Origin of the sequence: Nostoc sp. MG11 (genome assembly GCF_014904695.1) — a bacterium.
Taxonomy (GTDB): Bacteria; Cyanobacteriota; Cyanobacteriia; order Cyanobacteriales; family Nostocaceae; genus Komarekiella.
Genome location: NZ_JACXXN010000020.1, coordinates 36,704 through 54,010, shown reverse-complemented (window position 1 = coordinate 54,010; position 17,307 = coordinate 36,704). Strand labels below are relative to the sequence as shown.

Below are 17,307 nucleotides of genomic sequence, written 5' to 3'. Positions count from 1 at the left end.
TATAGTATTCTCAATAAGACATCAGTGAACGGCAAAGCTGCAAAATAAAATATGAGTATTCTTGCAGCTAGTTTATCCCCGGTAATCCGGCCGGGATAATGGGGAATATTTTAATTTTACCACGCTAAAAGCTGGCTTTGTCAGTGAACTAACACTTAACAAAACCAGATCGTTGTAGTTGTGCGTTTTGAGTGCTGAGTCCTAAGTAAAGTATAGATTGACTTAGGACTCAGTAATCTTTTATTTGAAGCGATAGCCAATACCACCATTAATGCTAACAGCGGAAGCATCACTATTTTGGTAGGCACTAAGTCCTACTTTGGCATTGGTGTAGACGAGAAAGTTATTAGCAACTTCCGATTCAACACCAGCACCTACGACTACAGCATCTCTGTTACCGATGGGAGTTGGTGAGCCATCTTTCTCTACAAAAGAATAACCACCAGTTAAATAGGCATTAGTTCCATTAGCGATGGGTACATCTAAGGAAACTTCTGGGATGATAGCACTCGTCTTATCACTCCAGAGAACATTGCCGCGTGCAGAAAATGGCGTATTTCTCAATTTCACGCGACCTGTGACATTACCACCAAATGTGGCAGCATTGTTGTTCCATTCTCCGCCATTGGTAACGCCAGCTGCAACACCAGCACCCACATAACTAGCTTCAGTACCATTTTTTGTTTGAGCAGAAGCTTCACTATCTGATAGAAAAATAGGAGCAATTACTAATGAAGACAATGCAGAAATTGTCAGGAAAGACTTGAGCAAGCGTTTCATAATCTTGACCAAAATGTATAGTTTTTACTTGTATATTTCAGGTCGAAACCTTGGTGATAATGTTCCAGATAATTCTTATTTTTCATTAAATGATTGTTGCTCTTGATGCAAAGTAGTTGTAGCTAAATTATCCATCAAGTTTATAAATAAGCTGTTATAATTACATTTCAAGTTATTGTCAACTGTGTTATTAAGCCAAAAGTAGACGATTTTTAAACTGGCACAAAAGGTGGAACTAAAAGTTAGTCATTACATGGTATATAAACTGTCTAACTAACACTCTTTTACCACACTTTTCACATAGGATTAAACAGTAGGCTGTAGCATCTATTGCAATAAGCCATAGAGGGAATCTATTAAGTTAAGTTTTGGTAATTCTCATGGAGATTGAATAATGCTAACCGCTGCAAAAACGTTGTCTGGTTTGATGGGTTTATGTGTCGGTGATGCGTTGGGTGTGCCAGTGGAGTTTACTAGCCGCGCTGAACGAGTCAAATCTCCAGTAACGTCCATGTTGGGTTATGGCACGTGGAATCAACCACCAGGAACTTGGTCTGATGATAGTTCGCTGACGTTTTGCTTAGCAGAATGTCTTTGTAGAGGGTATTCGTTGGATGCTATAGCCAACTCCTTTTGGCGCTGGTACAAGGAAGCTTACTGGACTCCCCGTGGCGACGTATTTGATATTGGACAAACTACCCACACAGCAATTATGCGCCTGAAACAGGGAGTTCAACCCCATCAGGCAGGTGGCAAGGTTGAAAATAGTAATGGCAATGGTTCTTTAATGAGAATTTTGCCGATGGCTTATTGTCACAGAAACTTAACTTTAGGCGAATTGTTGGCGCAGGTGCATGATGTTTCTGCGATTACTCATGCCCACGCGCGATCGCAAATGGCCTGTGGCATTTATATTAGTATTGCAGTAGCACTCTTAGAAGGGGCTAACCCCCAGACAGCTTACTTACAAGCATTACAAGACATCCAAACAATTTATTCTGTGCGGGAATTTTTGTTAGAGAAGCCGCATTTTGGTAGAGTCTTGAATGGTGAGATTGCCAAGCTACCCGTAGAAGAGATTAATTCAGGCGGCTATGTGATTGACACACTAGAGTCATGCTTGTGGTGTTTGTTAAATAGCTCGTCCTACTCTGAGGCAGTGTTAAAAGCTGTTAACTTAGGTGGAGATGCTGATACTACCGCTGCTGTGACTGGTGGGTTAGCAGGAATTTACTACGGGATGGAAAATATTCCCCGACAATGGGTCAATCAGATTGCTCGTAAACAGGACATTATCTACTTAGCAGAGCGTTTTGCAAGGGCTGTTTACAGCTAGATTGCCCCTGACGCTACTAATTGTGTTCTAGTCGCCGTCAATGATTGGCTTTCTCTTCTAGCGCCATTCTCAATACGATTCAGTTAAGGTTTTTTGAGAAAAATTCTAGCTCATAAAAGACGCGATTTATCGCGTCTCTTGTTATTGCTCTCTACTTATTTATCTGAGAAGTAGCGACTTAAAAAATCTTGCGGTGTCAAAATTAGAAATTAGTAATTTTAAGATCAGCGCTGAGAGCTTGGGGACTTACATCATCGAAATTCTCAGATAACCAATGAACTTTACGCAGAATGCGTTCCTGGATGGTTGATGCAAGTACTTCTAAATTGGTAACAGCTTCTTTCGTGAATTCAACGCCATAACTCATTCCCACTGCAAACCCAGTTTTTTTGCTATTTCCCTAGCCGGAACTCCACTTTCTCCCGCTTGAGTGCGCTGTAGAGAGTCAAGTAATTGCTGTTTCACTTCTGGGTTTACTTGTTTACCTTCGTCGGGATCAATCAGTAGGGATTGAATGGTTTCAGCAACAGTTTCCTGGATTAGTAGCTTGAGTTCTTCAATAGTCAAATCTTTGACTTGCATGGGGTTGATAAATAGTAACTATTTATTTTAAATTGTCGCATTTTGCTAGGATGTAGACAAAGAATTGCTTATAGTTGTTTAATATCTACTATAAAGAGCGATCGCTTCCCACTCTCCATTTAAACTGAGTTTAGTAATAGGCGATCGCATCTTCATCGCTCTTGTTCCTCACAACAAATCTTCTTATTCCCTCTCTTCCCTCGTCTTTAGCCTCTAGCCCCTAAAAGAATCTGTTACAAAAACAGAAACCACAACTGCAACCTTAAACCGCAACCGTAAAATCAACATAAAGTTTCAGCAATATTACTGGCGACAATTAAATAATTTACTAATAATCGGAATTGATGCCGACGGGATAGGGCTGTAAATAATCACTGATTGCGGCTGTGAGGCTAAATAATGAAGAGAAGTGCAAAGTCTCAACGGATTTGCTGGTGGTTTCTACCAAAATTGACCCGCTACAGTTTAACTTTCTTGCTGAGTGCGGTTTTGCTGTTTGATGCTGTGGGGGCGACACCGAGAAACCGAGGGTTCCAGATAGCACAGCAGCCAGGAACAGGAACCACTCAACAAAATGCCACTCGCGCTGCTGCGGAACAGGTTTATGAAGAGGGAATGCAGCTTTATCAACAAGGGACAGCAGAATCACTGCGACAGGCGATCGGGAAATGGCAAGAAGCGCTGAAGCTTTGGCAACAAGTTAATGATAAACACTGGGAAGCCACCACCCTCAGCAATATTGGCGCTGTCTACGACTCATTAGGAGAAAAGCAAGAAGCAATTCAATACTTCAACCAAGCTTTACCCATACTCCGTGCAGTGGGAAACAGAGGAGGAGAAGCCACCATTTTCAACAATATTGGTGTTGTCTACAAGTCATTAGGAGAAAAGCAACAAGCAATTAAATACTACAACCAAGCTTTACCCATACTCCGTGCAGTGGGGGACAGAAAAGTGGAAGCCATCACCCTAAGCAATATTGGCAGTGTCTACGACTCATTAGGAGAAAAGCAAGAAGCACTCAAATACTTCAACCAAGCTTTACCCATATTCCGTGCAGTGGGGTACAAGGCAGGGGAAGCCACCACCCTCAGCAATATTGGCGCTGTCTACGACTCATTAGGAGAAAAGCAAGAAGCACTCAAATACTTCAACCAAGCTTTACCCATACTCCGTGCAGTGGGGGATAGGGGAGGAGAAGCCACCATCTTCAACAATATTGGTGTTGTCTACAAGTCATTAGGAGAAAAGCAAGAAGCACTCAAATACTTCAACCAAGCTTTACCCATACGCCATGCAGTGGGGGATAGGGGAGGAGAAGCCACCACCCTCAACAATATTGGCAATGTCTACAGCGATTTAGGAGAAAAGCAAGAAGCACTCAAATACTTCAACCAAGCTTTACCCATACTCCGTGCAGTGGGGGATAGGGGAGGAGAAGCCACCACCCTCAACAATATTGGCAATGTCTACAGCGATTTAGGAGAAAAGCAAGAAGCACTCAAATACTTCAACCAAGCTTTACCCATACTCCGTGCAGTGGGGGATAGAAAAGTGGAAGCCATCACCCTAAGCAATATTGGCAGTGTCTACGACTTATTAGGAGAAAAGCAACAAGCAATTCAATACTACAACCAAGCTTTACCCATACTCCGTGCAGTCGGGGATAGCGGAGGAGAAGCCAACACCCTCAATAATATTGGCTTTGTCTACAACTCATTAGGAGAAAAGCAAGAAGCGCTCAAATACTTCAACCAAGCTTTACCCATACGCCGTGCAGTGGAGGACAAGGAAGGGGAAGCCACCACCCTCTCTAACATGGCTTTGCTAGAACGCGATCGCGGTAATTTACAACAAGCCCAAACACATATTCAAGCTGTTATTGAAATCATTGAAGATTTACGCACCAAAATAGCTAACAAAGAACTACGCGCTTCTTACTTTGCCTCAGTCCAAGACTACTACAAGTTCTACACCGACCTGCTGATGGAACTGCACAAAAAAGACCCATCAAAAGGATACGATGCTTTGGCACTGGAAGTTAGCGATCGCTCCCGCGCCCGTGGTCTAATTGAACTACTAACCGAAGCTAAAATCGACATCAAAAAAGGCATTGACCCAACACTTTTAGCAGAGGAACGCCGTCTACAATTGCAAATTAATGCTAAGGAAAAATTATTATCAGAATTATCATCTAAAAAAGAAACCCCAGAACAACTTTTAACCAATACCAAACAACAAATCCAAGACTTACTCAAACAACAGCGAGAACTTGAGGTCAAAATCCGCGCTAATAACCCTGAATATGCCGATTTAATATATCCCCAACCTCTGACTCTCAAACAAATTCAGCAACAACTAGATAAAGACACACTGCTATTGCAATATTCTTTAGGTGATGAACGTAGCTATCTTTGGGCTGTCACACCCGACTCTCTCTATAGCTATGAACTCCCAAAACGCGAACAGATAGACAAAGCAGCCAAAAATTTATACAACAATTATTTAAGAAATCCTGGGATGCTGGGAGTTTCCTCAGAAGAAACCGCTAAAGCTGCTAATGAACTGAGTCAACTTATCCTCGCACCTGTTGCTGATAAGTTGGGGCAAAAACGCCTCGTAATTGTTGGTGATGAAGCTTTACAATACATTCCCTTTGCGGCATTAACTGACCTAACCCCCCAGCCCCCTTCCTTGATAGGGAAGGGGGAGCAGGATAAACTCCCCTCTCCTAAGAGGAGAGGGGTTGGGGGAGAGGTCAATTATCAACCATTGGTAGTCAACCATGAAATTATCAATCTACCTTCCGCTTCCACCATTGCCATTCTCAGGAAACAAACCAAAGGGCGCACTAAAGCAGCGAAAACCCTCTCCATCCTTGCAGACCCAGTGTTTAGCGCTAATGATCAGCGATTTACTGGCAAATCCTCCAATGTTGCTAATAATAACATTTACCAACAACTAGAAGAGTCTGCCCTGAAGCGGTCTACTAGAAACATCAACCGCAGCGAAATTCAAAGACTCGAAGGCACAGAAAAAGAGGCGCGGGAGATTCTCAAACTTGTCTCGCCCTCAGAGAACATCCAAGCCTTTGGTTTTGACGCTAACTATAACTGGGCTACCAATAAGCAACTGAGTCAATACAAGATGCTGCATTTTGCTACCCACGGCTTCTTAGACAGCACTGAACCAGAGTTATCAGGAATTGTCCTTTCTCTGATAGATAAACAAGGTAAGTCCCAAAGAGGCTTTCTGCGCCTCACTGATATCTTTAACCTCAACTTCCCGGCGGAGTTGGTTGTGCTGAGTGCCTGCAAAACTGGGCTGGGTAAGGAAGTTAAAGGAGAAGGGTTAGTAGGGTTGACAAGAGGGTTAATGTATGCAGGTGCAGCGCGGGTGGTAGTGTCTCTATGGAACGTTGATGATGAAGCGACATCGTTATTGATGAGCCAATTTTACAGCCAAATGTTGCAGCAAGGGAAAACTCCCGCTGCCGCCCTCAGAGCCGCACAACTAAAAATGTGGGAACAAGAAAAGTGGCGTAACCCCTATTCTTGGTCAGCCTTTACCCTGCTAGGTGAGTGGCGTTAAACGAATGTTTGGAGTTTGTAATTCGTAATTCGTAATTAAGTTTTGTAACGGGGATTTAGACAGTAAAGAATGAGAAGTTATGGAAATCCTAACTCCTCACTCTTAACTTTTAACTTGCTGAGAAATCCACTGCAAGTAAGCTTGAGAACCGGCAACAATTGGTAAGGCAATAATTTCTGACACTTCATAGGAGTGCAGTTCTCTAATTTTGGCTTCCAAAGCCGGAAATTGCGCCAAATCAGTTTTAATCAGCAATTGCCATTCTTGCTCTTTGTGCAGTTCTCCTTGCCAAGTGTAAATTGAATGGATTGGTAACAGACTTACGCAAGCAGCAAGTCTAGCTTCTACAAGGGCATTTGCGATCGCTTCTGCCTCTTGTAGGTTGCCAGTTGTCACCAATACCACACCATAGCCAGCAGATGTCTCCATAACATCTAAAGCGTGGCAGACAAGGAATAGACCTGACCATCAATCAACAGTCGTGTGATCCCCTTGGCTTGCAGATGAGTCCGAGCCTTGTGCAGCATTTTACTATCAGGGACTTTAATTACGCGATCGCGCTTGGTAGAAAAGCGCTTTGCTACTCGATGATTATCAAACACAGGCAAAGTTTTTTGCTGGTTTTCGAGGTTGGGAATTTGTCCCAAGTCGCCAAAGTCCCTGAGTGGTCGCGTAATTAGCTCTGACGAACGGTCAATCACCAAGTAGCAAGTTTTGGGCAAATGAGCTGCCGACAGTGGTAAAACTTCAACTGGTGCTTCACCCGGTCTTCGTTTTGCAACTAGAGGCCTTGGCTCGTCGAAGTCTTCATCCTCAAAGTCTTCCTCCTCAAAATCGTCTTCATCTAAATCGTCCTCATCTAAATCGTCCAACTCCTCTGATTCATCTAGCAAGTCTTCGCCCAGCATTTGGGCTATAACGGTTGCTTCTGGACGTTCATTCTCTAGAATAGGGCTAGGGATGCTTGCTACTTCCGGCGGCTTGTGTACTACAGGTTCTAGTTTCTCTGCTATTCTGAGCCGTGGTTTTTCTTCTGCTGAGGAGCGTCGCCGCACTCGTCTACTAGCGGAAATTGATTCTGCCTCCTCCGTAAAATCCTCTGAGTCAGCTTCCTGTTTGACCACAGGCGGCTGTGGTTCAATATCCGGCAACTTCAAGCGAGGGCTTTCGCTGCGGGGGAGTTCTTTCTCTGGCTCTGGCGGAATCAACAAAGGTAACTGCTCGTAGTTTACCTGTGCTCTACCTTCGGGAGTTCTAGCAGCACGTTTTAAAGAAACGAGATATTCGTACTCCTCTTCCTGCAAGGTACTTTTAAGCAGGCGGCTAATTGTCGAATTACTGACACCATAACGATCTGCCAAAGTTGAGGTTGTTTCGGCAGTCTCTCGATATAACTTGAGAATTTCTTGCTTGTCGGAATCTGTTAGTTTTCTCACGGTAGACACCAAAAATCTTTGTTAAGCTCGTTTTCGTCCACTGGTACGCCGCGATCGCCTTAATGATGCGTCATATTCTAGAACAGCTCCCATGCCAAATAAAACTCCACTAAACACCCAAAACACTTCTAATATCTCCCCACTTTGATAATTGGGTCCCTGAGCATATTTAAACCACATATCTGCAATGTAGAGCGAAAATGCTGCCGCTGCAATCATTCGCCAAGACTGGGAAACTCTTCCTCCCCAAAAGGCTAGCAGCAGAGTGGTGGCAATAATTAACAGAACTACATCGCTCACTACGTAAAACCAGTTCAAAATAGCGACTAGCGGCTCTGAGGAAGTTGCCTGTTGCATAGAAATCCACCATGCTAACAAACTACCAAACACTGCAATTGCCAACACAATTAGCCACTGCCATCTTTCCAGATTAATTCGTCTGGAAGCCACAGCTAAAATCATGCCTGCGCCCAGGAACAGATAAGTCAGTACAAAAAATATATCGCTTATAGACACATCTGGTTCTTCTTTTAAGACTATTTCTGTATAACCAAAAATTATCCCTCCTACTAAATAAGAAAGCATACCTAAGCCAATTGAGAGCCATACATTCCGACCACTGACAATTTGCGGACTAAGCCAGTTCCTCAAGCATAAGATACAGGCACCCAGATAAGCTAAGGCTTCAAAAATATTTGTCCCGACCACATACCACTCGGCACGGCTTTCCATGCCATCTGCTGCGGGAATTTTGGCACTAAACAACAAAAAGTATAACAGTGCCAGTACGGCCCAACCCACACTAGCTATGACAATGTTCCCAGTGTTGAAAAGGGATTTGGATTGCAATGAATTGTCGTAAGAATTATTCATATGGACTTGATTATGTAAATGCACTCTGCCAGTCTTTTGGCTGATGGGACTGTATGGCTAGTAGTCTATTCGCCAAGCAATGCACAATCAAACGCCAAAAGCAAGTACTAGTGGCAGGAATTTTATTAAATATTTTCCATGCTACTGCCACAGTTTACTCAGTGACGATTGATTTAGCCAACTGATAAACAGCGATCGCTCTGCTTCTGGCATATCTTCTAACCTATAGAGCGCTTGATGAGCAAAATTGGCGTTGCCAAAATATACTTTTCCTAATCGATGCAGTTCTTGCAAGAGGCTAACTAGATGATTTTCTTGCCAAGTGGGCAGTTTGGCTGTTTGCAAAGGATTGGTAGATACCAAGTGTTTAACTGCTTCTAGGGAAGATGGTTGAGGAAATTGCTTCTGCTGTAGTACTTCTGCAATATCTTTTTCAAATAATGCTGCTTGCCGAGTCCCTAAAAACTCTTCAATGTCGATATAAACTGCTTGCAGTAGCAAAATACTGGCTTGGATCAAAATCTCCGTTTTGCCATGACCACCTGTATCACTACCTAGCTGATCTAAACGGATTTTACCCCAAACGCTAAAACGCTCTGGTTCCTCCAGCAAGACACAGGCTTTACCCCGATTATCGGTTAATTCTCTCCACAAGGCTCTAGCTTCTTCTTCTTGACTAGCTTTAAAGACACTAATCAAGCGAAAGGTCTGCCCCTGATAATGGAGGATCGGCACTTGCTGATCCCGTTTTGGGTGCTGAATACTTGATATTTCAACATCCTGCCGTTTGAGAATAAACATGGCACTAGCAAATAACTCCTCACAGGGGCATTCTTAATATCGGATAAATAATCGCATTTGACAGCATTGCCAAGAGTAGAATTACTTAACATGCTGATGAAATAAGCTTAGCGATCGCGATCGCCCACCAAAAGGCATTGACACTAACGGGCAAATAACCCCTTGACAACACAATATATCTGACCAATAGCCCATCTGCTTCGTTTTTAATGTACATTGAGTGACTAGCGACTTGGATCTTAGCCTTGCTAATAGTAAATCTGCAATTTTCGATTGCTTCTTGGTAGGACAAAACGATATAATCGTATAGATGACTCCTTTGGGAGCCAGTATATTAACTTGGGCGCGTAGCTCAGTGGATAGAGCAATTGCCTTCTAAGCAATCGGTCGCAGGTTCGAACCCTGCCGCGCTCGTTTTAACTAAATATGAACCCTCAAACATTGATATATTGTTGTAAGTTCAGAATGAGGGTTAGTTTTATGGCATTCTAGTTAAGAACAGAAAAATAAATAGTATATCCAAAAATTCTGAGGACAGTAGCCAAGTCATAGCCATAAATGCAGATAAGGGACTTAGTTTTTAACTTCTAAATCCCTTTGAAAGACCAAGACCATTAATTTTGCGTTGAATTTCTAGAAACTTTAAAAAGCCCGTGACGAGGATTGAACTCGTGACCTCACCCTTACCAAGGGTGTGCTCTACCACTGAGCCACACGGGCAAAATATAAACTTGAACTATGAGCTATGTTAACCTATCTTTAGCTCAAAATACAACGCTCGGAAATGTTCGTGAGGTGGGCCGGGCTGGATTTGAACCAGCGTAGGCGCTAGCCAACGGATTTACAGTCCGTCTCCATTAACCACTCGGACACCGACCCATTTGTCTCACGATTCACAATAGTAGCATCAGTTTTTGGAAATTTCAAGCTTTTCCAAAAAAATGCCGATTGTAGAAACTGGGTTTCTTGCAAAACCCAGTTCCTAACTTCTAACTTAGGAGTTCTCCTGTTTCTTGTAAGGAGTGTAAGCGGTGGTAAATACCCTCATGACGCAAAAGTTCATCATGGCTACCTACCTCGACAATCCTTCCTTGATCTAGAACCACAATCTTATCTGCTTCCCGCACTGTACTTAGACGGTGGGCAATAACAATGGTAGTACGAGTTCCCTGGAGCGATCGCATCGCCCGCTGAATTGAGCGCTCAGACTCGTAATCTAAACTAGAAGTAGCCTCGTCAAAAACCAGCAAATCTGGTTCTACTAGCAACGCCCTAGCAATTCCCAAGCGTTGTCTTTGTCCTCCAGACAACCTAACACCACGTTCTCCCACAACAGTGTAATAACCTTGGGGTAGTTGCTGTACTACTTCATCAAGTCTGGCAATCCGACAGGCTTCCTGAACCTGCTCAAAACTGGTATTTGGCTTGCCATAGGTGAGGTTATCCAAGACAGTACCGTTGAAAACGTCTACTTCTTGGTGAACGATCGCTAATCTCCGCCTATACTTACTCACATCCAAGGTGCGGATATCTTGACCATCAATCAGAATTTGACCTTGTTGCGGTTCAAAATACCGCAATAGCAGTTTTACTAAGGTAGACTTACCAGAACCAGAACGCCCAACCAACGCCACTGTTTGGTATGGCTCAATTAACAAGTTGATATTTTGCAAAACTTGACGGTTAGCATCATACCCAAAAGTCACATTGGAAAACTCAACTTTGCCAGTGAAACTATAGGTTGATGTACTATCTTCCAGACTGACTCCATCTAACCCTATTGGTTGTTGCATAAATTCGTGATACCCCAACATTGAGGCATAACGACGGGCAAAAATCTCAGCGAGGTTGCTGATAGGTTCCAACTCTGCATAAGCCATGCTAGAAACTGTTAAAGTGGTGACAAAATGTCCTAAGGAAATCTGACCTTTTAGCGTAGCCACAAGGGTCAAACCTAGCACTACAAATACACAAAACTGAACGATTGCTGTTCTTAAAGTACCCAGCTTAATGTAACCAAGATGGATACGATAATCTACTACTTTAAACTCTCGGTTCAGCCTTTGTGTTTGCCGTTTTAATTCCAGTGCTTCTGTTGCAAATGCTTTAACTGTTTTGATATTGGTAATAATTTCTGAGTTACGGCTTTGAGTATTTTCCATGTATTTATCTAGCCGTCGTTCTTGTTCCATCAGCTTATTTAAATCTTTGAGAGTGAAGCCGAGAATAACTACGAACGAAATCAGAAATAATATAGCAATGCGCCACTCAATCAACAAAATAACTACAAAAATTCCCAATACTCTAAATAGCTTGGGAATTAATTGTCCGGCCATTTCTGGATAAGTCCAGGTATGATTCTCCAATCCTCTAGAAATTTTTCCGGCAATTCGACCGGGATTATTTTCGTCGTAAAATTCTAGAGGCAGAGTGAGTATTTTTCTTACTGTTTTTTTGAAGTTATCTCGACGGCTACGTAAAGCAATATCCCAATGAAACCACCAAGTTGACCATATTTGAATCGGCGCTCTGGCAACTGTTACTAAAAAGATTACACTCATTAGCACCCCTAAAGATAGTAATCGGTTTTGTGGTAGTTGGGTGAGGTTGCTAATTGCGGCGATCGCATTCTCTACTGGACGATCTAGCGGTTGTCCTGAAAGTACATTTAAAATCTGCCCTGTGACATAAGGTATTACCAAATCAATTATTTCAAAAAGGCTAGCTGCGGTAACACTAAAAATCACGAGTGCTCGATAGCGATCGTAGTATTTGAGAATATCTCTAAATTTTGCCATGATGCACACTGCCCAAGAGCACGAGCGTTAGCTTGGAATTTATATACTACTTGTGTAATACATTGTAGTCAACAGCGAAATTTCTAAATCACTCTTTAGAAGTAGGTAATTGTGCGGGGAAAAATTCTAGGCGATAACGATAAAGTGCAACTGGTCGAGAACCTGCCGCAAAGTAATCTGGATCTTGAGGTGAAAGGTAGACAGCAGTAACTTGATCTGCTTCAATTGCTGGATTAGATGTAGGAAGCTTGTGGTAGGCGGTGGTAGATTCTACAGAATTGAAATAGGGGCGTGAACCACCTTTAAACAGTTGTTGAAATACTTCTGTGGTGATGAACTTGTCATTGAGTATAGTTTCTGTGGCGCGTGCAGTGACGATAGAAACTAGTTGGCGTTCTCCTCGCAAAAATGTAATCTGACGATTAGGCGAATTTGGATCTACCTTGACTGATAGCACAGCATCATCTCCTAAATCAGCCCGTGCCAAATTCAGGCTATTAAATGCTCTATCTGCTACCAAAATTGATGATTTGTTATCTATCCGTGGGAGGAATTTTAAGCCAGTAATATGCGATTGCTCTCTAATAAAGCGTACTAGAAAACTCACAGGCCGATTTAGTTGTCGGCGATTACCTTCAAACCCAGGTGTTACGATATCTGGTGCTAAAGGCGCTACTAAATCCACTAAGGTACTTGTAACCTGCCAATAACCAGCCATCCATTCAGGGTAAACTAAGTCTCCCACAGCCCGTTTTACTGAAGTTAATTTTTCCCACCGAGGAAAATTTGCTAACCGTTCTGACAGCTCTCCTGCAATAGCTTCGCCACTCCACAGTAGGAACAAAATAACCAAGCAAAAACTCCAAATTGTCCTTATTGCAAGCATTAGCCGTTTTTTGTTTAAGTTTATTTTTTATTAGGAAAAAATCATTTACAGGATAATAATGACATTTGGAAGCTTAGTTTAAAGGTAAGTAAAATCGCACAATCTTAAATTTTGTAGGGTACTGTTAGCGTAGCGTAACGCACCATATCTTACACCATACTTTATAATTGCTTCCATCATAAATTGGTGCGTGACCGCAAAAGTGATTTATTTTGTTGCGCTTCACAATTAATCGTAGCCGTCACACACCCTACAGGGTTATCTTGATGGAGAATAATATAATTTTTTCAAAATATGCCTGAATATAGAAGATTTAGAGTTTCAGGTGGTACATACTTTTTTACGCTTGTCACCTACAAACGTTCTCCTTGGTTGTGTGATGATATTGCTCGTTCCAGTCTTCGAGAAGGAATTGAGAAGGTACGCAAAAAGTACCCTTTTGAAATCAATACCGTTATCAAATTACGAGGGTTCAACGCTCGTAGAACCGGGATGAATACGTCCTAGAGAAGTAAGCTTGGCAAAAATCTAAGTTAATAAAATAGGCTCAGGAATTTCTGGAAGCATTTTTAAGATTTCATGGATATATCGAAAGCCACAATAATAAGCCTTAAGGTCAATAATGCCTGAGCCAGGATTAAGGAGGCGAAAATCAGCAAGAAGATGATGAGATAAATTAACCATAAAAAATGCTATCTGTTTTGTTTTTGTTTTTACTCCCTTTTGGTCGTCCACGTCCACGTTTTTCTTCGATTTTTACTTTTTCGCTTGACAACTTGATATTTGTTTTAGTATCACTCTTGATTACTTGTTCTATTTGAATCGGAAATGACTGCCTTTGCTCAACACTTACTAACGACAAAACAAAAAAAGATAGCCCCGATATAGGTTGATTTACGAGGCTAAAAAGAATCTATCCAACCCATAAGTCTGTTTACCCGATTTGCTGACTACAACTTCATCTCCGGCAAGCAAATATACTTCATTCTTTCGCCATAAATGTTTACGAAAAAACAGCTAAAACAACGTTGCCCAAGGTATTACTGTATGAAAGAATCTCAACATTGTCCGATAACTACCACCAATGCCCGTCCAACGGGAGATTCCCAAAATGGTGACTCGACTGCTCATTGCTAACATTGCCAGGATTATCTGGTTCAATTGCCGCATTGTTGTAGCGTTTATCTGCGGTAACAGGCTTTGTAAAAGTGATTAAGATGTCGGGCATGGGCGGGGAGTGGTTTTTGAGTTGTCGTTGTGAGAGACAATAACTCTACTACGCCTCTTCATCCTCTTATTTTGGCAACGGTATTGTGAAATAGATGCTTTTATTCTTTTACCCGAACATTTACATTGTATTTGGACTTTATCCAATGGTGATCGCGATTTTTCCACACGTTGGCGACTGATTAAAACCTTTGTCACAAAACATTGTGAGGATAAACTCGCTTTAGAATATCCGATTAGCAAATCACGGCAAAAGCGTCAAGAAAGCAATCTATAGCAAAGGAGATTTTGGGAATATTTAATTCGTGATGAGGAAGATTTCCAAGCGCATTGTAGTTATATTCATTACAATTCCGTCAAACATGGTTTGTGCGATTCCTCGAAAAATTGGAAATTTTCTAGCTTTAATCGATTTGTAAAACAAGGAATTTATCCCGAAGATTGGGGAGTAAACCAGGTTCCCAACATCCCAAGAGCGATCGCAGATGAAGAATTCGAGTAATTGCATTTTTTGTAGGCAAGGAATTTATCAGTAGGATATTGATCTATATAATTGGTAATGAATACTTAGTTTTTCCAATTACTAACTTACTTACATTAAATTTCTGCTGGTAAAGGTTGCCAAACTTCCCCATACTGCTCTTGTAAAGCTTGCCAAGCTTCAACCTGACCTGGTTCATATTCTCCTGGTTTACCCCATTGCAAAAATAGGCTTAAAGCAGGTTCTTGTTTATCATCTAAAAACCGAATGGCATAAGTTGTAAAGTTCCCCCTTTTCGCTTCACCTGTTTCAAATTTCACTTGGGTAATTCTATCCATATTCAAGTGAAACTCAAAGCCTTCGGTGTGCATATTCGCATATTTACCTTTAGGCAACTCTGCATAAAATAACTTTTCTACTTTACCTCGTGCTTCTAACACAGCGGCGCTGCTGGTGACAATTAGACGTAAAGTCCCAAGATTTTCACAAGCTTCTAAAAATTCTTTCAAAGTATTGCTCATAACTAGTTGTCCTTTGTTGTTTGTAGATTGTCGGTTGTTAGTTTTTTACTAATGACCAATGACCAATGACCAATGACCAATGACCAATGACTAAATATCTATTTTTCGTACTGTTCATAAGCAGCAACAATACGCTGAACTAAAGGATGACGTACGACATCTTTTTGAGAAAATTCGCAAAAGGTAATGCCTTCAACGTGTTTTAATATTTGTAAAGCTACTACTAAGCCTGATTGCTGATGAAGTGGCAAATCGGTTTGTGTCATGTCACCCGTAATCACCATTCGAGAACGGAAACCCAAACGAGTCAAAACCATTTTCATCTGGGCGGGTGTAGTATTTTGAGCTTCATCCACAATCACAAAAGCATTATTAAGGGTGCGTCCCCGCATATAGGCGAGTGGTGCAACTTCAATTACACCGCGTTCTATTAAATTAGGGATTTTTTCAGGATCGATGAATTCATTGATGGCGTCATATAGTGGACGCAGATAAGGATTAACTTTCTGCTGCAAGTCTCCAGGCAAAAAACCGAGTTTTTCACCAGCTTCGACGGCAGGACGAGTTAAAATTAGCTTTTCAAATTGATTGGCTAAGAGTGCTTGCACGGCGACAACAACAGCAAGGTATGTCTTACCAGTACCGGCGGGCCCAACGCCAAATGTAAGGTCGCGCTTACGTATGGCGTCGATATATTGACGTTGGCGAAAGGTTTTGGCACGAACTTCTTCACCTCGGCGAGTTTTGGCAAGGACATCTCGCTGTAACTCTTGTAGTTCTTCTTGCCGATCGCTATCTAAAGCTTGACGGGCTGTTAAAATATCAGCACTGGAGATCGTATTGCCTTTGACCCAGATATCTTTAAGCGATCGCACTAATTCAGAAGCCAAATCAATTTGCTTTTGGCTACCTGAAATGAGTAATTCTTGACCGCGTAGTACTAAGCTGGCTCCCGTTTGCCGAGATAGCATTTTCAGATTTTCTTCTCCATCTCCCGCTAGAGCGATCGCACTGGGAATGTTAGGCAGCTGAATTGTTAAGGCATCTGCCATAGTATTTTTTAATTCGTTGGCTGTATTTCTTGACAAAGGTGAATATCTTTCCGATATGGCGCACAAGCGCGTTTTTACTTAACTTTTGTAGTCAATTTATACTAGTATAAATTATAATTTCCTTAGTATACTAGGAAAAATAGAGACGCTATTAATTGCGCCTCTACCTGGTGTAGGTTTGATCTAAAAATGCTTTCAAACCTTTAGAAGTTCTGAGAAATATCCGCAACCGCTCAGACTTCTTTTGCATTTTTAACCTAGCGAGAACGGGGTTTAACAACAGGTCTACTAGGCCCGTTTCCACGTTCTTCTCTCGTTTTTAGCGGTGGCGATCGGTCTTCCTGGTCTTCATCAAAAGACATACCCTCCCGACCAGGAGTAGTACTGCCGTAAATGTCCAGGTATACTGACTGTCCAGCAAGTTCTGCGGCTGCGGCAATTACTGTACGAATCGCCTGAATATTGCGTCCCCCTCGACCAAAAACTTTTCCTTTATCTGTGCTATCAAAAGCAATGCGAACCCAAGCCCGTTTGAGGGTGTGAGAAATTTCACAATCGACGCTTAAAGTCTTTGGAGATTCTAAAAACGGCTGCATCAAGAAGCGTACTAGTCCAACGTAGTTGGGACTATCTGTTGGGGATTGTGTTCCGACGTTAGGATGCGGTAGCACTGACCTGTTCAAAAACATTAGCTTTTACTAGGATGCGACGGACGGTGTCAGTGGGTTGAGCGCCTTGTTGGAGTCGCTTGACGATTCCGGGAACGTCTAATCGCACTTCATCGGTTCTGGGATTGTAGAATCCCAACTCTTCTAAGGGACGACCATCGCGGCGTGCGAGACTGTTAATGGCGATAATGCGGTAACTTGCTTCCCGTTTTTTACCGTATCGCTTCAAGCGTAGTTTGATCATGGTTAAAGAATCATTCTCCTATTGGTAATTT

General features: G+C 42.2%; 17 protein-coding genes, 3 tRNA genes and 1 pseudogene. 4 read left to right on the top strand and 17 right to left on the bottom strand.

The window, feature by feature from the left end:
• Positions 1–240 precede the first annotated feature (240 nt).
• Positions 241–780 (bottom strand): hypothetical protein, encoded by a 540-nt coding sequence (locus tag HCR01_RS23585; protein WP_193198523.1) that lies wholly within the window; start codon positions 778–780, stop codon positions 241–243.
• 394 nt (positions 781–1,174) lie between these two features.
• Between HCR01_RS23585 and HCR01_RS23580 the strand changes: the two genes are divergently transcribed.
• Entirely contained in the window at positions 1,175–2,116 is a 942-nt protein-coding gene (locus HCR01_RS23580) for an ADP-ribosylglycohydrolase family protein (RefSeq protein WP_193198522.1), read from the top strand.
• 202 nt (positions 2,117–2,318) lie between these two features.
• Here HCR01_RS23580 and HCR01_RS23575 read toward each other — a convergent pair whose 3' ends face one another.
• The gene (locus HCR01_RS23575; protein ID WP_193198521.1) at positions 2,319–2,483 is read right to left on the bottom strand and encodes a type II toxin-antitoxin system RelE family toxin; all 165 of its coding nucleotides are present in this window, start codon (positions 2,481–2,483) and stop codon (positions 2,319–2,321) included.
• Positions 2,480–2,698: a hypothetical protein gene (locus tag HCR01_RS23570; protein ID WP_193198520.1), complete on the bottom strand. Its 219-nt coding sequence runs from the start codon at positions 2,696–2,698 to the stop codon at positions 2,480–2,482. Before HCR01_RS23570 ends, HCR01_RS23575 begins: the two co-directional genes overlap by 4 nt.
• A gap of 399 nt (positions 2,699–3,097) precedes the next feature.
• Between HCR01_RS23570 and HCR01_RS23565 the strand changes: the two genes are divergently transcribed.
• Positions 3,098–6,289 carry a CHAT domain-containing protein gene (locus HCR01_RS23565; RefSeq protein WP_193198519.1) on the top strand — a complete coding sequence of 1,064 codons (3,192 nt, stop codon included), beginning with the start codon at positions 3,098–3,100 and terminating at the stop codon, positions 6,287–6,289.
• A 102-nt stretch (positions 6,290–6,391) separates the two neighbouring features.
• On the opposite strand, the gene cutA is transcribed toward HCR01_RS23565, so the two are convergent.
• From cutA to HCR01_RS40115, 5 genes are all read right to left on the bottom strand, one after another.
• The gene (gene cutA / locus HCR01_RS23560) at positions 6,392–6,718 is read right to left on the bottom strand and encodes a divalent-cation tolerance protein CutA (protein ID WP_193198518.1); all 327 of its coding nucleotides are present in this window, start codon (positions 6,716–6,718) and stop codon (positions 6,392–6,394) included.
• 5 nt (positions 6,719–6,723) lie between these two features.
• The gene (locus HCR01_RS23555) at positions 6,724–7,725 is read right to left on the bottom strand and encodes a transposase (RefSeq protein WP_193198517.1); all 1,002 of its coding nucleotides are present in this window, start codon (positions 7,723–7,725) and stop codon (positions 6,724–6,726) included.
• 21 nt (positions 7,726–7,746) lie between these two features.
• A complete protein-coding gene (locus HCR01_RS23550) occupies positions 7,747–8,598 on the bottom strand; it encodes a hypothetical protein (protein WP_193198516.1) in 852 nt (283 codons plus the stop codon).
• Between the two features lie 141 nt (positions 8,599–8,739).
• On the bottom strand, positions 8,740–9,399 hold the full coding sequence (locus HCR01_RS23545; protein WP_193198515.1) for an Npun_F0813 family protein: 660 nt from the start codon (positions 9,397–9,399) through the stop codon (positions 8,740–8,742).
• Between the two features lie 85 nt (positions 9,400–9,484).
• Positions 9,485–9,616 carry a hypothetical protein gene (locus tag HCR01_RS40115; protein ID WP_264299937.1) on the bottom strand — a complete coding sequence of 44 codons (132 nt, stop codon included), beginning with the start codon at positions 9,614–9,616 and terminating at the stop codon, positions 9,485–9,487.
• A 124-nt stretch (positions 9,617–9,740) separates the two neighbouring features.
• On the opposite strand from HCR01_RS40115, the gene HCR01_RS23540 reads away from it, so the two are divergent.
• Positions 9,741–9,813 (top strand) — tRNA-Arg (locus HCR01_RS23540).
• Positions 9,814–10,047: 234 nt separating this feature from the next.
• Here the strand turns inward: HCR01_RS23540 and HCR01_RS23535 are convergent.
• From HCR01_RS23535 to HCR01_RS23520, 4 genes are all read right to left on the bottom strand, one after another.
• A tRNA-Thr gene (locus HCR01_RS23535) sits at positions 10,048–10,119 on the bottom strand.
• 76 nt (positions 10,120–10,195) lie between these two features.
• Positions 10,196–10,278: transfer RNA gene (locus tag HCR01_RS23530), tRNA-Tyr, on the bottom strand.
• Between the two features lie 110 nt (positions 10,279–10,388).
• A complete protein-coding gene (locus HCR01_RS23525; RefSeq protein WP_193198514.1) occupies positions 10,389–12,197 on the bottom strand; it encodes an ABC transporter ATP-binding protein in 1,809 nt (602 codons plus the stop codon).
• Between the two features lie 88 nt (positions 12,198–12,285).
• Positions 12,286–13,083: a DUF6816 family protein gene (locus tag HCR01_RS23520; RefSeq protein WP_193198513.1), complete on the bottom strand. Its 798-nt coding sequence runs from the start codon at positions 13,081–13,083 to the stop codon at positions 12,286–12,288.
• 294 nt (positions 13,084–13,377) lie between these two features.
• On the opposite strand from HCR01_RS23520, the gene HCR01_RS23515 reads away from it, so the two are divergent.
• Positions 13,378–13,590 (top strand): hypothetical protein, encoded by a 213-nt coding sequence (locus HCR01_RS23515; protein WP_193198571.1) that lies wholly within the window; start codon positions 13,378–13,380, stop codon positions 13,588–13,590.
• Here HCR01_RS23515 and HCR01_RS23510 read toward each other — a convergent pair.
• The 5 genes and pseudogenes from HCR01_RS23510 to rpsP all read right to left on the bottom strand — a co-directional run bounded on the left by HCR01_RS23510 (position 13,546) and on the right by rpsP (position 17,276).
• Positions 13,546–14,253 (bottom strand): annotated as a pseudogene (locus tag HCR01_RS23510) (transposase). The gene HCR01_RS23515 and the pseudogene HCR01_RS23510 sit on opposite strands and share 45 nt — an antisense overlap.
• A 654-nt stretch (positions 14,254–14,907) precedes the next feature.
• A complete protein-coding gene (locus HCR01_RS23505; RefSeq protein ID WP_193198512.1) occupies positions 14,908–15,312 on the bottom strand; it encodes a ChuX/HutX family heme-like substrate-binding protein in 405 nt (134 codons plus the stop codon).
• A gap of 98 nt (positions 15,313–15,410) precedes the next feature.
• Complete coding sequence (locus HCR01_RS23500) at positions 15,411–16,364, bottom strand: PhoH family protein (RefSeq protein ID WP_193198511.1); 954 nt, start codon at positions 16,362–16,364, stop codon at positions 15,411–15,413.
• A 257-nt stretch (positions 16,365–16,621) separates the two neighbouring features.
• The gene (locus tag HCR01_RS23495) at positions 16,622–17,053 is read right to left on the bottom strand and encodes a KH domain-containing protein (RefSeq protein WP_193198510.1); all 432 of its coding nucleotides are present in this window, start codon (positions 17,051–17,053) and stop codon (positions 16,622–16,624) included.
• Positions 17,019–17,276 (bottom strand): 30S ribosomal protein S16, encoded by a 258-nt coding sequence (rpsP, locus tag HCR01_RS23490; protein ID WP_162398688.1) that lies wholly within the window; start codon positions 17,274–17,276, stop codon positions 17,019–17,021. Before rpsP ends, HCR01_RS23495 begins: the two co-directional genes overlap by 35 nt.
• Between the last annotated feature and the right edge of the window lie 31 nt (positions 17,277–17,307).

Bases quoted from the DNA above. Each gene is read 5' to 3' on its own strand.
- HCR01_RS23585 (WP_193198523.1), bottom strand. From the start codon at position 780: ATGAAACGCTTGCTCAAGTCTTTCCTGACAATTTCTGCATTGTCTTCA.
- HCR01_RS23580 (WP_193198522.1), top strand. From the start codon at position 1,175: ATGCTAACCGCTGCAAAAACGTTGTCTGGTTTGATGGGTTTATGTGTC.
- HCR01_RS23575 (WP_193198521.1), bottom strand. From the start codon at position 2,483: ATGAGTTATGGCGTTGAATTCACGAAAGAAGCTGTTACCAATTTAGAA.
- HCR01_RS23570 (WP_193198520.1), bottom strand. From the start codon at position 2,698: ATGCAAGTCAAAGATTTGACTATTGAAGAACTCAAGCTACTAATCCAG.
- HCR01_RS23565 (WP_193198519.1), top strand. From the start codon at position 3,098: ATGAAGAGAAGTGCAAAGTCTCAACGGATTTGCTGGTGGTTTCTACCA.
- cutA (WP_193198518.1), bottom strand. From the start codon at position 6,718: ATGGAGACATCTGCTGGCTATGGTGTGGTATTGGTGACAACTGGCAAC.
- HCR01_RS23550 (WP_193198516.1), bottom strand. From the start codon at position 8,598: ATGAATAATTCTTACGACAATTCATTGCAATCCAAATCCCTTTTCAAC.
- HCR01_RS23545 (WP_193198515.1), bottom strand. From the start codon at position 9,399: ATGTTTATTCTCAAACGGCAGGATGTTGAAATATCAAGTATTCAGCAC.
- HCR01_RS40115 (WP_264299937.1), bottom strand. From the start codon at position 9,616: ATGTACATTAAAAACGAAGCAGATGGGCTATTGGTCAGATATATTGTG.
- HCR01_RS23525 (WP_193198514.1), bottom strand. From the start codon at position 12,197: ATGGCAAAATTTAGAGATATTCTCAAATACTACGATCGCTATCGAGCA.
- HCR01_RS23520 (WP_193198513.1), bottom strand. From the start codon at position 13,083: ATGCTTGCAATAAGGACAATTTGGAGTTTTTGCTTGGTTATTTTGTTC.
- HCR01_RS23515 (WP_193198571.1), top strand. From the start codon at position 13,378: ATGCCTGAATATAGAAGATTTAGAGTTTCAGGTGGTACATACTTTTTT.
- HCR01_RS23505 (WP_193198512.1), bottom strand. From the start codon at position 15,312: ATGAGCAATACTTTGAAAGAATTTTTAGAAGCTTGTGAAAATCTTGGG.
- HCR01_RS23500 (WP_193198511.1), bottom strand. From the start codon at position 16,364: ATGGCAGATGCCTTAACAATTCAGCTGCCTAACATTCCCAGTGCGATC.
- HCR01_RS23495 (WP_193198510.1), bottom strand. From the start codon at position 17,053: ATGTTTTTGAACAGGTCAGTGCTACCGCATCCTAACGTCGGAACACAA.
- rpsP (WP_162398688.1), bottom strand. From the start codon at position 17,276: ATGATCAAACTACGCTTGAAGCGATACGGTAAAAAACGGGAAGCAAGT.